The organism is Streptosporangium sp. NPDC003464 (assembly GCF_053588315.1).
The window spans coordinates 40,399-56,512 of record NZ_JBSFPS010000024.1; the positions used below are offsets into that span (position 1 = coordinate 40,399).

Here is a 16,114-nt window from a genome sequence, read left to right on the forward strand (position 1 = left end):
CGGCTACGTGTCTGTGGCGAGCAGCTCCTTGAGGGCGTCGTCGATGAACTCGGTGTCCACCGGATTGAGGCCACCCCCGGCGAAGTGCCCCCACGCGCCGGGGATGACGCGCAGCTCCGCGTCGGGCAGGTGGGCCACCTCCCACTCGCTGTCCTCGGGCGGGAAGTAGAGGTCCTGCTCGGCGGGCATGACGATCGCCGGCGCGCGGATCGCGGCGAGCGCCTCCGCCGCGTCGCCGAACCCGGGAGTCTTGCCCACGTCGGCGTTCTGCCAGGTCCACAACATGGCGAGCAGGTTGTTGGCGTCACGTTTGACGAACAGGCCCTCCCAGAAGCCGACGAGGAAGTCTTCGAGGGAGCCGTAGCCGAGCGGCTCGCGTTCGTAGATCCTCTCCCGGTAGAACTGCTGGCAGAAACCCCAGCCCGCGTAGACACGGGCCATCGCCCGCAGCCCGACGCCCGGCTGCCCGGAGTACCAGCCGCCGTCCCAGGCCGCGTCGGCGGTGAGAGCCGCCTTGACGCCCTCAAGGAAGACGATGTTGTGAAGGCTGGTCTTCGCCGCACCGCAGAAGGGCAGGATCCGCCGGACCATGTCCGGATGGCTGACCGCCCACTGGTAGGTCTGCCCGGCTCCCATGGACCAGCCCGTGACGAGCTCCAGACGCTCGATGCCGAACCGTTCGGTGACCAGACGGTGCTGGGCCTGGACGTTGTCGTACATCGTCACGTGCGGGAACCGCGCCCGGTCGTGCGGCGGCGGGGCGGTGCTCGGGGACGACGACAGCCCGTTGCCGAACATGTTCGGGACGATGATGAAGTATTTCGCCGGATCGAGCGCCATGCCCTCACCGATCAGCCACTCGTTGTCGTAGTGCTGGCCCGAGTACCACGTCGGGTAGACGATCGCGTTGTCCTTGCCGGCGGCGAGCTCGCCGTAGGTCTTGTACGCCAGCGTGGCGCCGGGGAGCGTGGCGCCGCCCTGCAGCCGGACGTCACCCAGGTCGAAGACGTCGTAGTCCATGGGGGCCTCCTTGCCGATCACCGGTCTCGATCGCCGGACCCTCCGCGCGCCGTGTCCACATTTTATTCTCGACACGATCCGAAAGGCAGCGCGTCCCGTCCTGTTTTCGCAGGTAGATATGGCTGTATGACGGTAAGTGCCGGGCCTTTCCGCGTTCCCGGCAGACCTTTCACACTTCCGATGGAGGAGCGGGGGTTTCCCCGGACCCGGCCCGGCCCGACCCGGATCCGCGCACGGCTCCGCCGACCGTCTCCAGCGGGTGAGGGACGCGTATCCGAATATCCGAGCGACATCACGGCCGGGAGACGACAGGATGGAATTCCTTTGCGTTTTCCCATGAAGGAGCCGGCCGGGTGCACAGTTACCGTCACGATCTCGAGATGCTCCGGGATCGGCGCTTCGCCCTGCTGCTCACCGCCCGGACCATCTCGGTGCTGGGCAGCTCGTTCGCGCCCGTGGCCCTCGCCTTCGGCGTCCTCGCGCTGCCGGGGGCGACGGCGACGACGCTGTCGGTGGTCCTCGCCGCCGAGTCGCTGCCGATGGTGGCGTTCATGCTCGTGGGCGGTGTGATCGCCGACCGGCTGCCCCGGCACCGGGTGATGATGGCCGGCGAGGCGCTCAACGCGGCGGCGTTCTCCTGCCTGGCCGTGATGCTGCTCACCGGGTGGACCCCGCTGCCCGCCCTGGTGACGGCGGCGGCGGTCAGCGGCGTCGCGATCGCGATCCTCTTCCCCGCGCTGACCGGCATCATCCCCGACGTCGTCCCCGCCGACCGGCTGCAGACCGCCAACGCCCTGATGGGGCTGGGCGCCAACATCTCGCGTGTCGCCGGGCTCGTCCTGAGCGGGGCCACGGTGGTCCTGCTCGGCGGCGGCTGGGCCCTGGTCGTCAGCGGCGCCATGTTCGCCGTGGCGGCCGTGCTCATCGCGGCGCTGCGCCTCACCCCCGCGGAGCGTTCCGCCGCCGAGCGGCACTCGGTCCTGGCCGACCTGCGCGGCGGCTGGCGCGAGTTCATCTCCCGGCAGTGGCTCTGGGTGGTGGTCGCGCAGTTCTCGGTGCTGGTGATGGCCGTGCAGGCCGCGCACGGGGTGCTCGGCCCGCTGGTGGCCAAGGAGCACCTGGGCGGGGCGGCGGCCTGGTCGGCGGTCCTGGCCGGCGAGGCGGTCGGCATGATCGGCGGTGTCTTCCTCGCGCTCCGGCTGCGGCCCCGCCGTCCCATCCTGGTCGGCACCTGCATGACCGTGCCCACGGCGCTGCCCTACCTGCTGCTCGGCCTGGACGCCCCGCTGTGGACGATCGTCATCGGAGCGGTCGTGATGGGCGTCTGCTTCGACCTGTTCGGCGTGCTGTGGAACACCACGATGCAGCGGGAGATCCCGCCCGAGTCCCTGTCCCGGGTCAGTTCCTACGACGCTCTCGGGTCCCTGATGTTCGGCCCGATCGGCCTGCTGGTGGCCGGGCCGCTGGCGATCCTGATCGGCCCGGAGCCGGCGCTGCTGGGATGCGCCGCGGTCGTCGTCCTGACCTCCCTCGCCGCACTGCTCTCGCCGGGGGTGCGGAACCTGCGGGCCCCGGAGCCCGCCGAGGAGCCCGAAGTCCTGGCGCACTGACGCCGCGGCGGGGCGTGGGCGCGGGCGCGTGGCGGCCACGCCGGCCGCGGCGCCGATGGCCGCGGCCGCCGGACCGGCCGGATGCCGTCAGTAGGCCAGGACGCGCTCGCTGAAACGCTTGACCACGAACGGCGACTTGAACTTCGGGAAGGCGACCGACTTCACGTCGCCGTCCGAGGTGTAGCGCTCGTCGCTGTTGGCCTTCAGCCAGTCGAGCCAGGCGGTGGAGCAGAACTTCGCGCAGTCGCCGGTCTTGTCCATCGAGCGGATACGCGGGATGCCGAGCGGGTCGAAATTCTTGCTGAAGGGCGACATCGCGGGCGTGTACCCGGCGAGGAACACCCCGCCGTAGTCGTAGGAGACGCCGTCCGCGGCGCCCTTGAGGCCCCACTGCTTGTGGTCCGGCTGGTTGCCGTACGGCAGTGCCAGCGTGACCGGGTTGGTGCTGATCAGCTTGGTGATGAGCTGGTGGCCCGCGGCGACCTCGGCGTTCACCTGCTTCTCCGGCTTGCCGCGGAGGCTCTTGTGGTCGCGGGTGTGGTTGCCGATGTCGTACCCCTTGTCGTGGAGCCACATCAGCATCTGGGCCTGCTCCTCGGGCGTCGCCTTGCCGAACATGTCACGCGTCACGTAGAACGTGGCCACCGGGCGGAACCCGGGGTGGCGCTGAGCGACCTCCTGGAGGATGGCGACGGCGGTCAGCGGCTTGGGGGCGCCCACCCCGTCCAGGTCGAACTGCGACGGGGAGGAGTCGTCGAAGGTGAGGACGACCGGATGCCGGCCCGCGGGGATGTCGATGCGGCCGGTGACGTACTCGGCCGCGGTGATCGGGACGTAGCCCTCCTGGGCCAGCCGCTCCAGCTCCGCGCGGAACTGAGCGGGGGTGCGGTCGTCCTGGGTCGTCGGCTTGTCCACCACCCGGTGGTACATGAGCACGGGGATCTGTCCCAGCTCGTTGGCGCGGACCTTCGCGGCGGCCGCCAGCCGGGTCTTGCGGAGGTTGGCCTGTCCGGCCGCCGCCGCGGACGCCTTGGCGGCTGCGGCCACTCCCGCGTCCTTCTTCTCCTGCGCTTCCTCACCCTGCCACGGCATGCACCCGACGAGTACGGCGCCCGCCGCCACGGCCGCCGCGCCGACTCTGCTCACCCTAAGAAGGCCCATCGAATCCCCCCAGCGCACAGACGATAAGCACCTCATCCCCCGCTGACCTGCGGGTTGATCTCCGGCTCAGGCAAAGCTTCGTACCCGGCGGCGCGGGTCGCACGGGCTCGCCGCCGGCCCGGGGCCGGGGCACCGGCCCGCTGCGCCGCCGCACCATGGCCCGGCGTGCGGAGTTGGCCTACAGTCGGAATCATGAGTGAGCAGGGGTTCCCGCCCGCTGCCCGCGCGCGGGCGGCCGCAGGTGCGCTCTTCTTCGACGGAGCCGGCCGCGTCATGATCGTCCAGCCGTCGTACAAGCCGGAGCGGGACATCCCCGGCGGGTGTGTGGAGCCGGGAGAGACCCCCTACGAGGCCTGTGTCCGCGAAGTCGGCGAGGAGCTGGGCATCCACCCGCCGATCGGCCGCCTGCTCGTGGCGGACTGGGCGCCTCACCCGGGCATGGGCGACATCGTCCTGTTCGTCTTCGACGGCGGCGTGCTGGGCGCGGAGGCGCTCACGCGGATCACTTTCGCCGACAAGGAGCTGACGGGCTTCGGCTACCACCCCGTGGAGGAGCTGGACGGTCTGCTGCCCGAGCGCCTGGCCCGGCGGGTCAAGGCGGCGATCGCCGCCCGTGACCTCGGTGAGTCGGTGTATTTGGAGCACGGCAGGGCCGTCCCCGGCTGAGCGGGCGGCCCCGGACGCCCGACGGTCGCCCGGGGCCGCGGTCTCAGCCCTGGAGGGCGGAGCGGCGCAGGCGGCTCATCCCGGGGACGGGGAGCATGCCGAAGCGCTCGTAGTAGGGCTGGAGCGGTGCCTCGCAGAGGAGGTCGACGGAGTAGAGGTGCTCGGTGTCGGCGAGGATCCGCCGCATCAGCTCGCTCCCGATCCCCTGCCCCTGGTATTCGGGGAGGACTTCGAGCCAGGGGACGTACGCGGTCAGGACGCCGTCGCTGATCATGTTCACGGAACCGATGACGCGCTCGGTCTCCTCGTCGATCGCGACGAACGCGCGGTAACTCCCCCGCAGGACCGCCAGATGCTGTTCCGGCGAAGCGGCGACCGGCCAGCCCACGAAGAAGCCCGTGAGCCGGTCGGCCCTGATCGTGTCGACGGCGTCGGTATAACGGATCATGAAGGTGCTCCTGATATGTGTCGTGCGGATGGCGGCCCCCCGGCCGGTCCGCGGACGCCAACTGCGGCGGGACGCGGTGTGACCGGGCGGGCCGTTACCGGTGTGGGGGTGTGACAGGGGGGACCGTTACCGGTATGGAGGGTTGACCAGGCGGGCCGTTACCGGTGTGGGGGCGTGACAGGGCGAGTCGCTACGGGTGCGGGGGTGTGACCGGATAGGCCGTTACCGGTATGGAGGGTTGACCGTGCGCGCCGCTACGGGTGCGGGGGTTGACCGGGCGGGCCGTTACCGGTGCCCAGGGGTGTGGATGCGGTCATCGGGCGGGGCTGGGGTGCAGGAACATCCGCAGGCGGACGCGTGACTCCCCCTCGGCCTGCTGGATGGCGAACTCGTCGCACAGCTCGTTCATCAGCCACAGGCCGAAGCCCCGCACGGTGCCCGTGGGGCGCTCCGGGGGGATGTCCCGGGGGGCCAGGGTGCCCGCGGGGTCGACGACCTCGACGGTGATGCAGGTGTCGTTGTGCCAGATGCTCAGCGTGCCCTTGCCGCCGCCGTGCTCCAGGACGTTGATGACGGCCTCGTTGACGGCGAGAAGCAGGTCGTCCAGACGCTCGCCGCGCATGCCGGCCTGGGCCGCGTGGTGAAGGAGACGCTGACGCAGAGCGGTGAGATCGTCGTCGATCGGCCAGTGCTGGCCGTGGTCGCCGGTCACGACACCCCCTTGACGTCGCCTTGTCTGGCAGTCACCGGGAGGTGAGCCGACCCGCTCCAGACCCAGGGCGTTGCTGACGAGTTACATGATGCTAAACACCTGCCCGGTCATTGCCAACTTACGACCATACGGGCAGAAGGGCTGTCCGCCCAGAGCCGCCGGCCACGGGTGCGGGTGTCGGCGGCCGGTCCGCGAGCCGGGGGACGGCGCGCGGTGGTGTGGACGGGCCGCCCGGGTGGGGTGGCTACCGCGTGGGGCGCTACTGGGTGGGGCGGTTACTGGATAGCTGGATAGAGGGCGCTACCGGGTGGGGCGCTACGACGACTGCCGTGACCGCAGGGCCTCGACGGCGTCGCCGACGGTCGGCTGGATGTCGAAGGCGTGGGTGAGCCCGGTCAGATGGAAGAGCCGCTCCAGGCGGGGGTGCAGCTGCGCCAGTGTGATGCTGGCCCCACGGCCGTGGACGAGCTTCCGGATGGCCAGGAAAATCTGGATCCCGGTGGAGTCGCAGAAGGCCAGACCGCTCAGATCGATGACGAGATCGCACGACTGCGTGCCGAGCAACTCCTGGAGATCGTGCTGGAGGCGCTCGGCGTTGGTGTAGTCGAGCTCACCGGTCAGTGCCAGCAGGGACACATGTTCCAGCTCCACGGTGCCGTCGGATACGGCGGTGACATGGACGGCAGTGCTCACAGGGAAACCTCTGCAGACGGTGGAGGGGCGGAAGGGGCCGATGCGGCGGTGCCATCGGAAAGACCTGGACCGGGCCCGGTGAGCGCCTGTCCGATCACGGCCGCCCCGGTGCGGGGCGCCAGACCCGCCCCGCCGGCGGGAGACTTCACCGAGCCGCGGCGCCGTACGGCCACCGGGCGTGGCGCATGCCGTACGGCCACCGGGCGCGGTGACCGTGGAGCCGGAGTGACCCACCGAACGCCGAGGTTGTTCACCCGCAATCCCAAGCCTTCCGCGAGGGCGCCGGCCACCTCGCGAAAGGCCGGTGGATCGGCGCAGCCGTAATCGTCATCGTTCCTCAGTTTACTTATCCTTCAAAATCCCGTCGGATCCCCTTTAGGGAGGGTGCCCGCCGCCGTCCCGCCTGGTGGGACGCGCTCCGGCCGCGCCGGTGGACTGTCCGCACCCGGCCCGCCGGGACTATTGACCGGCCCGCCGACGCATGTCATGAATTTCCGGGGAATGAATGCCGCGGAAAACCGGCTGATCGGTGCGCCGCCGTCCGGCGGCCAGACGGAGGAGGCTCCATGCAGGTCGAAGTCAAGCTCTCGCCCGGCGGCGATCTCTTCGAGGCGGAGATGGAGGGCAAGCACGCGGGCCAGCTGGAGTTCACCCGGCACGAGGGGCTCATCATCTACACCCACACGGAGGTCGAGCCGGAGTTCGAGGGCAACGGGGTGGGCGGCGCGCTCGTCCGCACGGCGCTGGACGCGGCCCGGGCCGAAGGCGTGAAGGTCGTGCCGCGCTGCCCGTTCGTGAAGACCTGGATCGAGCGTCACCCCGACTACGCCGACCTCGTCAAGGACAGCTGATCGGTCACGCGTCTCCCCTGGTCCCCCTGGCCCCCTGGCCGCCGGGCCGGAGCCTCGGACGGGGGCGGCGCGTGACGCACCGGTCCGGCCCGGTGGTCGTGGTGGCAGGATGCGGATCATGCTGCATCACATCGAACTCTGGGTGCCGGACCTCGGCCGGGCCGTGAGGTCATGGGGATGGCTGCTCGGGGAGCTGGGATACCAGCCCTTCCAGGAATGGGGCGCCGGCCGGAGCTGGAAGCTGGACGGCGTATATGTCGTCGTCGAGCAGTCCCCCGCGTCGACCGCTCCCTCCCATGATCGATGCCGACCGGGTCTGAATCATTTGGCCTTCGGCGTAATCGGATCCGAGAGAGTAGATGCGCTGGTCGCGGCGGCACCCGGGCATGGATGGACGCTGATGTTCACCGATCGGCATCCCCATGCGGGCGGAACCGACCATTACGCGGGTTATCTTGAGAACGAGGACGGCTTCGAGGTCGAACTCGTCGCGATCGGCGATCATTTGAGCGCGGATCGTACAGCATGATGATAAAGATCACCCGGTTGGCGCAGATTTGCCACGTCGGCTTGTCGGCGCACACCGGATCATGGCCCGATCCCTTGCTAGGCTGCAGGGAACCGTTGGAACCGGGCGTTGTCTCACCCCGGCAGGTGAGACCGTCAAGAAGTGGGGTCACACCGTGAAGAAGCTGATCGTTCTGGCGCTCGTCGCCCTGGGGGGACTGCTGGTCTGGCGCAAGGTGCAGGCTGACCGCGCCGAGCTGGACCTGTGGACCGAGGCCACCGGCAGCGAGAACTGAACAACGCTGCTACCGATTTAGGTGCTTTCATGGTCCTTGCCCAAGATGGGGAAGTAACTCCCATCAGGCTCGCCTGCCTGGATCTGGCAGGCACCACGATCGGTGATACCGCCATGGTCGAACGGGCGTTCGCCGAGGCGATCGCCACGCAGGGCATCGTGCCCGGGACCGGTGCGTACGCACGTGCCATGGTGCATGTGCACCGGTCTCGGGGCTGCCCGACGATCGAGGTCTTCCGGGGCATCTTCCCCGACAACGAGGCCCAGGCCCAGGCGGCCAACCTGACCTTCGAGCGCTCCTACGAGGGCGCCATCGGGCGCGCGGGCCTGGCTCCCCTGCCCGGCACCGTCGAGGCGCTGGAGAAGCTCCGCGCCGCCGGTGTCAAGGTCTGCCTCATCACCGGTTTCAGCCGGGGCATTCTCAGCCGCGTGCTGAGCACCCTGAGCTGGTCGGACAAGATCGACCTCGCGCTCTGCCCGGAAGACGCCGGGCGCGGCCGCCCCATGCCCGACATGGTCCTCGCCGCGGTCCTGCGCCTCGGCATCGAGGACGTCCGCCAGGTCGCGGTGGCCGGTGACTCCGAGAGCGACATGCTCTGCGGCCGGCGCTCCGGCGCTTCGGTGGTCGCCGGTGTCCTGACCGGGGTGCACAGCAAGGAACGCCTCCTCAAGGGCGGCGCCACGCACATCCTGGACTCCATCGCCGACTTCCCCACCCTGGTGTTCGGCGGCGAGCGGGTGGGGGTCCCCGTGGGTGCAGCCGCCCTCTGACGGGCTCCTCCGCACCCACCGCCTTCTGAGCGGTTGCCTGCGGGCACCGCTCTGCGGCCCCTCCGCGCCCGCTGGTGAGCCGGCGACACTGTGGTCCCGCCGGCCCGGCCGTACCGACCGCGGAGGCTGTATCGACCGCGGAGCCCGTACCGGCCGCAGAGCCCGTACCGGCCGCGGAGGTTGCGCACGGTTAGCGCTCGCAGACCACCCCGTCCCCGTCGCGGTCCTGGTACCAGCCGTATTCGGGGTCCACTCCACGCCGGTAGGGCCCGTAACCCGCGGCGTTCGCCTCACCGCACGTCCGGAAACGCGGATCGGTGCCGCCGCTCCCCGTGTCACTCCCCGTGTCGCTCGGCCGCGGTGTGGGGCGCGGCTCCGGCGTGGTCGTCGGCTTCGGCGGACTCGGAGTGCGGGTGGGGGTCGGCGCCGGCGCCGGGGTGGCCGTCCCGCCACACTTGCCCGACCAGACCCGGAGCCGCTGCCCGGCGGCTCGCTTCTCCTCCTTCTTGAGGGATTCGGTGAATCGGTCGTTCGGCGTCATGGACTTCCATTTCGCATAGCCGTACCGGAGGAGATCGTGATTGACGGAAATCCCTTCGGAATTCCAGACGTAGAGAAGGCTCAGGCCATTTCTGTCCTGCGGTTTCCTGTCGGCCAGCGTGTACGCCGTGGAGCCCGCCGGCAGCAGCTTGGCCGTCCGGGCGGCCGCCTCCTTCGCCCAGCACTCCTTCCCGCCGGGCGCGTTCACCTCCAGCACCCGCACCTTCACCGTCCTGCGGCCGAAGAGGAGAAGCAGGGTGTCGCCGTCGACGACCTTCTTGACCTTGGCCCGTACCGTCCCCTCCGGCAGAGCCGGCCCGGCGCCGGCCGGGACGGCGAAGCCCGCGGTGACGAACGTGACCATGGCGGCCAGCGTGATGGCCGTGCTCCCTCTTCTCATATGGAACTCCTGATTCCTGAGAGGACCGGACCGTCAAGCTAGCAGAATTTGGACCGTTTTAAACGGAAAATTCATAGACATAAAAGAAGTGCACTAAATTGCAATAACGGGTGGCGGATAAACGCGGAATGCAGCCCTGCCCACGAGACCTCCGACCCGCCACGGCCCGGACCCGGGGGCCGAGTGGCGCACAAGCCGGTCATGTTGCTACGGTGTACGACTGAAGCAAGCCGTAAGCGGAGCATGTGCGCAGGCCAACGGCTTGAATCTCGGGGCCTTAGCTCAGTTGGCAGAGCGCCTGCTTTGCAAGCAGGATGTCAGGAGTTCGAATCTCCTAGGCTCCACTCCTTCCCGGACACGGAAAAGCCCAGGTCAGGCACGTTGCCGTAACCTGGGCTTCGATCTTCATTCGGCCTTCTTCCGCTCCCGTGCCCGTTGCGTGCCCGATCCCTTCGCCAGGGCCCCGCGGGCGAGGTCGTCGAGCTTGCGGGCCACCTCCCGCTGCCGCTCGTCGATCCAGTCCCGCCCGTACTCCCCCAATGTGATCTTTCCTGCGTCCGGATCGGTCCACTCGTCATCGAGGATCTCCGCTTCTTTCCTGGTCAGCCAGACCTCAGCGTCGGTTTTGGCGGCGAAGGTCTCCGGTGCCGGGCGGTCCACCCCATCCGGGCCGGTGTAACGAGCCTGGAACCGGCCGGAGGGCAGTTGCCGAACGCGTCCGAAGCGTCTTTCAAGGGCGGCGCTCCGTGCCGCCATGCGGCCCGAGCTTGCGGGCCGCACGCTGCGCGTGCGGCCTGGGGGTCATTCTCGCGCGCCGCCACGTGGGCCGCGATCGGGATACGCCACCCGCCTTCACAGCCATTCCGATCCCATCACTACTGCCCTACGATCAGCCGCTGTGATGACTTTCTATGACCCCCTTCTCGTCCTGCTCCCTCTGGCCGCTCTCGGCAACGCCATATGGCGCGCCATCATGAGCCCTGGCGCCGCACTCACGATCTTCCGAGCTGGATTCTTAGGCGCCGGTGCGGCCTTGCTTCTTCTTGCTCTGGTCAGCTCATCTGGCATCTTCGGCGGTTCCTTCGCCGCCAGCTCCGAAACCCTCGATATCACGGTAAAGGCGGGATTCGGGATGATGCTCGGAGCACTCGTCTGCGCAATCGCCCAATGGCGAAAAGACAACCATGCCTCCGGCATGGGCGCTCGGCTCCGGGATGATCGCGACCAGCCGTGACCGGTGGATGGGTGGTTGAGGCGGGCGGAGTGTGCGCGCCGCACGGGGAAGACCAAGCCGTCCAACTGCTCTGCCTCGTCGATCATGACGACATGGCAATGCCCCGATGGAAACGACGGCGTCAGGACAGAAGCGGGAAGCGCTCTGTTTGAGGACCAAGCAGGGTGCGCTCGTCCCCTGTCAAGGCTCGGCGACCGGTTGCTGCGGCCAGGAACGCTTGGTCGTCCCAGTTCAAGTCGACGGGAAGTTCCATGCCGAGCAGCGCGGTGAAAACTGGCCGCATGACGTGCAGTGCAGAGGGCGTGGTCCACGGCGTCCGCTCTAGGGTCAATGCGACATCCAGTCCGTGGGCCGCGACGGAGATGACACGGGTGACGACCCAGTCGGACAGTCTCATCGCACCGCGGCCGGGGATCAGGACCACACGGTCCAGGTCTTCTTGGCTCAGTTTGGCGATCGAGTCGTGGGAAATCTCGTCGAACCACTGAGCAGCAGAGGTCGAGGCGAGGATCCTCCGGGCCAGTTCCTGGGTCTGATCGACGTTGTTTTGCCGGTAGACCTGAGTGTCTCGTTCAGGTCTGCGATAGTAATCGGCCGCACTGACGAGTGGCGCATGCGGCTCGGCATCAGGAAAGCCGGTGTCGCCGAGGCCGATGCTGGCGGTGATGTGGACGATGAGTTCCTGCATGTCCCAGGGTGGGCAGTTCGTTGGAAGCTTCAGGCATCCCGGTTCCAAATCTCGCAGGACTGCGGACAACGCCCGACTTTCTTGTGTCAGTGCAACCAACGCATCGCGGCCGGACATCGGACCCCCTTGACCATCGACATATCCCATGAATGCCGATCATTCCAGGACGAAAGGACCCGTGAGGGGCGGAGCAGCTAAAGCGGAGCAGCTAAATAGGCGCGGCGTGCCCACGGAGCAGGTACGCAGGAGTGGAACAGATGCATTGAGAACCGAAAACGATCATGATCGGCAGTGAGACAAACGGCAAGATTCATCAGATCCAATGAGACTTCCTTGCCTCCGATGAGGAGGACAATTGGATGATCCTCGTCCAGCTCCAGCCAGCAACCTGATCCTGGGGCGTACTCTGCACCTGTGCCCTTCCGCGGATCCCGTGGTCGGGAGCCGGGGGAGCCTCAGCGTGTCAGATGTGTCGCTCTCCTGGGACGAGCCGCGTCTGGTCACCTGCCGGCAACTGGCGAGCGTGATCGTCGTGCCATCAAGGGCGGTCAGCATTCGAATCTCCTGGGCTCACTCATGCGAAAGCCCAGGTGAGGGATGGCTTCCCCATCAGGCCCGGGTGAGCTCTGTCGCGGGACGCCGTCACCGCGGCGGACTGCGGACCATCCCTAACTGCGGACCATCGCTAGTGGAAAATGACCGCGCAGCCGGTCGCGATGCTGGCCCGGCACGCCTCATGCAGGGCGAGCCACACCACGGATTCGATCTCGAACGGTGCGCTCTCCGGCAGCGCGAACACCCGGGAGGCTTCGGCGTCCGACAGGGACCCGTCCTTCTCGATCTGGATGCCGATCACCGGAGCGCACTCGCGCAACTCCGCCAGAAGACGGTGACTTGATCCGACCATCCCGCCTCCGGCGATCCCCGCGTCATCGGACAGGAAGAGCGGGTCGTGGAAGTCGACCGGAACGTAGTAGCCGTCGCAGTCGGAGTGGCAGAGCAGGTGTGAGTAGAGCTTGAGGATCTCGTCTTCGACCTTGTAGTGGTCCCGGGAGAGTTCTTCCTGGCCGGAGATCGGTGTCACCGGCTCCTCTCTTCTCATGAGGGCGAAAACTCTACGCAGATAGTGCAGGTACCCGTAGGGGAACGAAGCCGCATGGCTGCGCATGAACGGCGGAGTGCTCTCCGGCCCGTGCCGGACCGGTTCCTCCGGCTGACGCCATGTCACCCCTTCCTGCATCAGGGCCGTACTCAGCCTGTGCATCTCCGCGCGGTAGTGCGTGATGCCTTCTTCGTCGCTCGCCCACGACTCGATTCCCACAGATATGCCAAGACCCATGCGGTAGAACGTAGCTCTCCCATGTGAGCTGTCGTGAATCGCCCTGAGTCCGCCGCGATCACACATCACCGGACAGCGTCCGCCGCGTGACCAGGGCCGGGAGCCCTCTACGGCGTGACGGCTCCCGTTTGCAGGCAGGATGTCAAGGCAGGATGTCAGGAGCTCGGTAGATCATCGCGGCGCGCGTGCTGGAGACGAGGGCTCAACCAACGATCCGACCTCGGCGGTCCCGTGTTCGTCGAAGGCCCGGAACACTCGCACGGTTGGGTCTGGTGCCCCATCGTCCCGAAGGCGATCGGTGAGGAGGAAGTCAGCCAGTTCGAACTCAGAAGCGTGCTCGTCCCCGCTCAGGAAGAAGGCCCCGCCGGCGAGCTCAGGATCCCAGCCATGTGTCAAGGCGTGGTCGATGACCCTCCGCACGTCCTTGGGGGTCGGATAGGTGGAGTCGGTCGCACAGCCCCACGGCAAGACCGCCTTTGACAACAGATCCGCCTGGAGCACACGGCTGTTCTTCCCGGCACCCCAAACCCGCAGGCGGACACACCTGTGACACTCATGCTCACCGGACACGTGGTGGATCTGGCCCGTCCATACGAACTCTCGCCCGCCCGCATACAGCTTCCGCAACCGCGCCCGCACGCCGCCCGCCTCACCTCATCGGCCGGGTTGAAGCCTACGACTGCTCACCCGCGTACTGTGCGCGCATTTGCTCGTTTTCCTGGCGCGCGGGTGGCGGCCTCCGGTGAAGCGGCGGTGCTCCGCGCCGCCGCGAGACCGCGCCCGCCCGGCGTCCCGGCATCGGGATGGGAGGGCGGCTCGACCGTCGGCAGCGCAGGTCGTTCCATGACGCTGCCGTGCCGTGCCGTGCCGAGCCGCTGGTTGCTACGGTCCCAGGGCGGTCGGCCGGTAGGCCGGTGCCTGGTCTACGGCCTGCCTGGTCTACGGCCTGCCTGGTCTACGGCCTCCTGCATCGTCAACGCGTGTTCCGGTGCCCGTTCCTCCTGGCCAGGGACGGGCACCGATGGGCTGCGGTGAGTTCACGCGGACTTGCGGAGACCGGCGAACTGCAGGCCGGTGAAGCCGGCGACCACCACGGCCTGGACGATCACGAGTGCGATGCCCAGGTTGGTCAGCGGGAACCAACCGGCGATGAGCAGCTCCGCGCTCGCGACGACCCAGGCGACGTTGACGGCCATCACGATGCCCACGGCGGCCTTGCTCATCGTCGCCCGGGAGGCGAGGAGGAGCAGGGCGGCTGCCCAGGCGACCAGGAACGCACCGATGGGGTACAGGAAGGCGGCGGGGAGGCCGAACAGCTCGCCGAAGATCGCCGCAACGACGACGTAGACGACTCCGTTGGCGCCCGAGCCCATCGCATCCTGCTTGAGGGCGAAGCGGAGCAGCTTGGCGTCGGCGACGGTCTTGACGGTGCTGGCGACGGTGGCCATTTGGGAGTTCCCTTCGCAGTGCTGACATGCGTGTGATCACGAAGCTACGCAGGTCCGCACAGCCCCGAATCAGTCATCGTGACGGTAGGTTCCTGAACGTGCTGTACGGGCGATCTAGGGAACAAGCGGACATCGAACGGCTCCTGGCGGAGGCCAGGGCCGGCCAGAGCGGGACTCTTGTCATCCGCGGCCAGGCGGGCATCGGTAAGTCGGCGCTCCTGCACCATGCCGCCGCGCGGGCGGAAGACATGCGAGTGCTGCGCGGCGTCGGCATCGAGTCCGAGGCCGAGTTGCCCTTCGCCGCGCTTCATTCCCTTCTCCGCACCGGGCTGGGCCGGATCCGCACACTGCCGGACGCGCAGGCCACCGCGCTCAGCGGGGCCTTGGGCCTGGGCGACGTCGCGCCGGAGAACCGGTTCCTGGTCGGGTTGGCCACGCTGAGTCTTCTCTCCGAGATCGCAGGGGATGGCGCGCTGCTCTGTCTCATCGATGACGCACAGTGGTTCGACCAGGCGTCCATCGACGCGCTGTTGTTCGCCGCCCGCCGCCTCGACGCTGAAGGCGTCGCCATGATCTTCGCCGCTCGAGAGGGTTTCCCCGCCGCAGGGCTGTCCGAGCTCCGGCTGGGCGGGTTGGACGATGCCGCCGCCGCTGCCCTGCTTCCGGATGCCCTTCCGCCACAGGTGCGGGAACGTCTCATCGAGGAAGCGGACGGCAACCCTCTGGCGCTCATCGAACTGCCCGCCGCGCTCACCGCCGAACAGCGCGCCGGGCGATTGTCGCCGGTGGGTGCGATGCCCGTCGCCGATCGAGTTCAGGAGATGTTCCGGAACCAGATAGCCGCGCTTCCCGAGGCGGCGCGCACCGCGCTGCTGATCGCGGCGGCGGACGGGTCCGGTGAGCTTGAGACCGTGGTGGGTGCGGGTGCCTCCCTCCAGGGCCTCGAATCAGCCGAGCGGAACCGCCTGATGGAGATCAGGGGGACGACCATCGGTTTCCGTCATCCCCTCATCAGGGCCGCCGCCTACCAGAGCGCGCCGGTCACCCGGCGCCTTGCCGTACATCGAGCCCTCGCCGACGCCCTGACCGCCTCGGTCGCCGTGGATGCGGCCGACCGGCGGGCGTGGCACCTGGCCTCCGCCGTGCTCGGCACTGACGAGGGAGTCGCGCGAGAGTTGGAGGAGGTGGCGGAACGGGCGCGTACTCGCGGTGGCTACGCCGCGACCGCGGCCGCCTACGAGCGTGCTGCCGAGCTCACCGCCGATCCGGTGCGGCGATCGGGACGGCTGGCCGCTGCCGCGTTGGCAGCAAGCGATGCCGGGCTGATGGGGCGTGCGGCCGCGCTCGCTGACAGCGCCACGCCTGACGTGGATGACCCCATCGTGATCAGCGCGCTGATCCAGGTACGTGCCCATCGCGAATTCGAGCAGGGCACACCGCTCGCGGCGGGCCGGATCGTCATGGACGGTGTTCCTCGGGTGATGGCCAGTTCCTCCGAGCGGGCCACCTGGCTGCTGGTGGAGGCCATCCGCTGCGCCTGGTCCGCCGGTGACGCGGGGCTGGCCGAGGAGGCGGCCGCCAGCCTCCGCGTGCTCCCGGAGATCGACTCGCCGCTGGTCTGCGGGGCGCTTGGGCTGACCCGCCTGCTGAGCGGTGACATCGGAGGTGGGACCAAGCTCATGGGCGAGGCGGTCGACGGACATGCGCTTGCCGAGCTGGGAGTGCCTGGGC

18 protein-coding genes and 1 tRNA gene are annotated in these 16,114 nt (G+C 68.5%); 9 read left to right on the top strand and 10 right to left on the bottom strand.

The features are described 5' to 3' along the window. Window positions 1–3: 3 nt before the first annotated feature. A complete protein-coding gene (locus ACWDS7_RS08270; RefSeq protein WP_451928668.1) occupies window positions 4–1,020 on the bottom strand; it encodes an alpha/beta fold hydrolase in 1,017 nt (338 codons plus the stop codon). A 353-nt stretch (window positions 1,021–1,373) separates the two neighbouring features. On the opposite strand from ACWDS7_RS08270, the gene ACWDS7_RS08275 reads away from it, so the two are divergent. Next, window positions 1,374–2,630, top strand: coding sequence for an MFS transporter (locus ACWDS7_RS08275; protein WP_451928669.1), 1,257 nt, complete (start codon window positions 1,374–1,376; stop codon window positions 2,628–2,630). 87 nt (window positions 2,631–2,717) lie between these two features. Here ACWDS7_RS08275 and ACWDS7_RS08280 read toward each other — a convergent pair whose 3' ends face one another. Continuing rightward, the gene (locus tag ACWDS7_RS08280) at window positions 2,718–3,776 is read right to left on the bottom strand and encodes a polysaccharide deacetylase family protein (protein ID WP_451928670.1); all 1,059 of its coding nucleotides are present in this window, start codon (window positions 3,774–3,776) and stop codon (window positions 2,718–2,720) included. 207 nt (window positions 3,777–3,983) lie between these two features. On the opposite strand from ACWDS7_RS08280, the gene ACWDS7_RS08285 reads away from it, so the two are divergent. After that, on the top strand, window positions 3,984–4,457 hold the full coding sequence (locus ACWDS7_RS08285; RefSeq protein WP_306861678.1) for an NUDIX domain-containing protein: 474 nt from the start codon (window positions 3,984–3,986) through the stop codon (window positions 4,455–4,457). 43 nt (window positions 4,458–4,500) lie between these two features. On the opposite strand, the gene ACWDS7_RS08290 is transcribed toward ACWDS7_RS08285, so the two are convergent. The 3 genes from ACWDS7_RS08290 to ACWDS7_RS08300 form a co-directional block, all read right to left on the bottom strand. Continuing rightward, on the bottom strand, window positions 4,501–4,905 hold the full coding sequence (locus ACWDS7_RS08290; RefSeq protein WP_451928671.1) for a GNAT family N-acetyltransferase: 405 nt from the start codon (window positions 4,903–4,905) through the stop codon (window positions 4,501–4,503). Between the two features lie 313 nt (window positions 4,906–5,218). Next, on the bottom strand, window positions 5,219–5,617 hold the full coding sequence (locus tag ACWDS7_RS08295; RefSeq protein WP_306861680.1) for an ATP-binding protein: 399 nt from the start codon (window positions 5,615–5,617) through the stop codon (window positions 5,219–5,221). A gap of 315 nt (window positions 5,618–5,932) precedes the next feature. Then, entirely contained in the window at window positions 5,933–6,310 is a 378-nt protein-coding gene (locus ACWDS7_RS08300; protein ID WP_306861681.1) for an STAS domain-containing protein, read from the bottom strand. Window positions 6,311–6,876: 566 nt separating this feature from the next. Here ACWDS7_RS08300 and ACWDS7_RS08305 point away from each other — a divergent pair. The 4 genes from ACWDS7_RS08305 to ACWDS7_RS08320 all read left to right on the top strand — a co-directional run bounded on the left by ACWDS7_RS08305 (window position 6,877) and on the right by ACWDS7_RS08320 (window position 8,734). After that, on the top strand, window positions 6,877–7,161 hold the full coding sequence (locus ACWDS7_RS08305; RefSeq protein WP_451928672.1) for a GNAT family N-acetyltransferase: 285 nt from the start codon (window positions 6,877–6,879) through the stop codon (window positions 7,159–7,161). A 118-nt stretch (window positions 7,162–7,279) separates the two neighbouring features. After that, window positions 7,280–7,690, top strand: a complete 411-nt coding sequence (locus ACWDS7_RS08310; RefSeq protein ID WP_451928673.1) for a VOC family protein — start codon at window positions 7,280–7,282, stop codon at window positions 7,688–7,690. Window positions 7,691–7,844: 154 nt separating this feature from the next. Further along, a complete protein-coding gene (locus ACWDS7_RS08315; RefSeq protein WP_210157488.1) occupies window positions 7,845–7,964 on the top strand; it encodes a DLW-39 family protein in 120 nt (39 codons plus the stop codon). Window positions 7,965–7,993: 29 nt separating this feature from the next. Next, window positions 7,994–8,734 carry an HAD-IA family hydrolase gene (locus ACWDS7_RS08320; RefSeq protein WP_451928674.1) on the top strand — a complete coding sequence of 247 codons (741 nt, stop codon included), beginning with the start codon at window positions 7,994–7,996 and terminating at the stop codon, window positions 8,732–8,734. Window positions 8,735–8,924: 190 nt separating this feature from the next. Here ACWDS7_RS08320 and ACWDS7_RS08325 read toward each other — a convergent pair whose 3' ends face one another. Next, the gene (locus tag ACWDS7_RS08325) at window positions 8,925–9,674 is read right to left on the bottom strand and encodes a thermonuclease family protein (protein WP_451928675.1); all 750 of its coding nucleotides are present in this window, start codon (window positions 9,672–9,674) and stop codon (window positions 8,925–8,927) included. Window positions 9,675–9,945: 271 nt separating this feature from the next. On the opposite strand from ACWDS7_RS08325, the gene ACWDS7_RS08330 reads away from it, so the two are divergent. Next, window positions 9,946–10,018, top strand: a tRNA-Ala gene (locus ACWDS7_RS08330). 61 nt (window positions 10,019–10,079) lie between these two features. Here the strand turns inward: ACWDS7_RS08330 and ACWDS7_RS08335 are convergent. Continuing rightward, window positions 10,080–10,334: a hypothetical protein gene (locus ACWDS7_RS08335; RefSeq protein WP_451928676.1), complete on the bottom strand. Its 255-nt coding sequence runs from the start codon at window positions 10,332–10,334 to the stop codon at window positions 10,080–10,082. Window positions 10,335–10,572: 238 nt separating this feature from the next. On the opposite strand from ACWDS7_RS08335, the gene ACWDS7_RS08340 reads away from it, so the two are divergent. Then, entirely contained in the window at window positions 10,573–10,908 is a 336-nt protein-coding gene (locus tag ACWDS7_RS08340) for a hypothetical protein (RefSeq protein WP_451928677.1), read from the top strand. Between the two features lie 121 nt (window positions 10,909–11,029). On the opposite strand, the gene ACWDS7_RS08345 is transcribed toward ACWDS7_RS08340, so the two are convergent. The 3 genes from ACWDS7_RS08345 to ACWDS7_RS08355 all read right to left on the bottom strand — a co-directional run bounded on the left by ACWDS7_RS08345 (window position 11,030) and on the right by ACWDS7_RS08355 (window position 14,383). Further along, window positions 11,030–11,743 (bottom strand): maleylpyruvate isomerase N-terminal domain-containing protein, encoded by a 714-nt coding sequence (locus tag ACWDS7_RS08345; protein WP_451928678.1) that lies wholly within the window; start codon window positions 11,741–11,743, stop codon window positions 11,030–11,032. A gap of 538 nt (window positions 11,744–12,281) precedes the next feature. Then, window positions 12,282–12,917: a hypothetical protein gene (locus ACWDS7_RS08350; protein ID WP_451928679.1), complete on the bottom strand. Its 636-nt coding sequence runs from the start codon at window positions 12,915–12,917 to the stop codon at window positions 12,282–12,284. Between the two features lie 1,055 nt (window positions 12,918–13,972). After that, on the bottom strand, window positions 13,973–14,383 hold the full coding sequence (locus ACWDS7_RS08355; RefSeq protein ID WP_451928680.1) for a hypothetical protein: 411 nt from the start codon (window positions 14,381–14,383) through the stop codon (window positions 13,973–13,975). Between the two features lie 98 nt (window positions 14,384–14,481). Between ACWDS7_RS08355 and ACWDS7_RS08360 the strand changes: the two genes are divergently transcribed. After that, window positions 14,482–16,114: AAA family ATPase (locus ACWDS7_RS08360; protein WP_451928681.1), on the top strand; the 1,633-nt coding region annotated here is incomplete at its 3' end.

Bases quoted from the DNA above. Each gene is read 5' to 3' on its own strand.
- ACWDS7_RS08310 (WP_451928673.1), top strand. From the start codon at position 7,280: ATGCTGCATCACATCGAACTCTGGGTGCCGGACCTCGGCCGGGCCGTG.
- ACWDS7_RS08355 (WP_451928680.1), bottom strand. From the start codon at position 14,383: ATGGCCACCGTCGCCAGCACCGTCAAGACCGTCGCCGACGCCAAGCTG.
- ACWDS7_RS08290 (WP_451928671.1), bottom strand. From the start codon at position 4,905: ATGATCCGTTATACCGACGCCGTCGACACGATCAGGGCCGACCGGCTC.
- ACWDS7_RS08305 (WP_451928672.1), top strand. From the start codon at position 6,877: ATGCAGGTCGAAGTCAAGCTCTCGCCCGGCGGCGATCTCTTCGAGGCG.
- ACWDS7_RS08285 (WP_306861678.1), top strand. From the start codon at position 3,984: ATGAGTGAGCAGGGGTTCCCGCCCGCTGCCCGCGCGCGGGCGGCCGCA.
- ACWDS7_RS08325 (WP_451928675.1), bottom strand. From the start codon at position 9,674: ATGAGAAGAGGGAGCACGGCCATCACGCTGGCCGCCATGGTCACGTTC.
- ACWDS7_RS08345 (WP_451928678.1), bottom strand. From the start codon at position 11,743: ATGGGATATGTCGATGGTCAAGGGGGTCCGATGTCCGGCCGCGATGCG.
- ACWDS7_RS08320 (WP_451928674.1), top strand. From the start codon at position 7,994: ATGGTCCTTGCCCAAGATGGGGAAGTAACTCCCATCAGGCTCGCCTGC.
- ACWDS7_RS08270 (WP_451928668.1), bottom strand. From the start codon at position 1,020: ATGGACTACGACGTCTTCGACCTGGGTGACGTCCGGCTGCAGGGCGGC.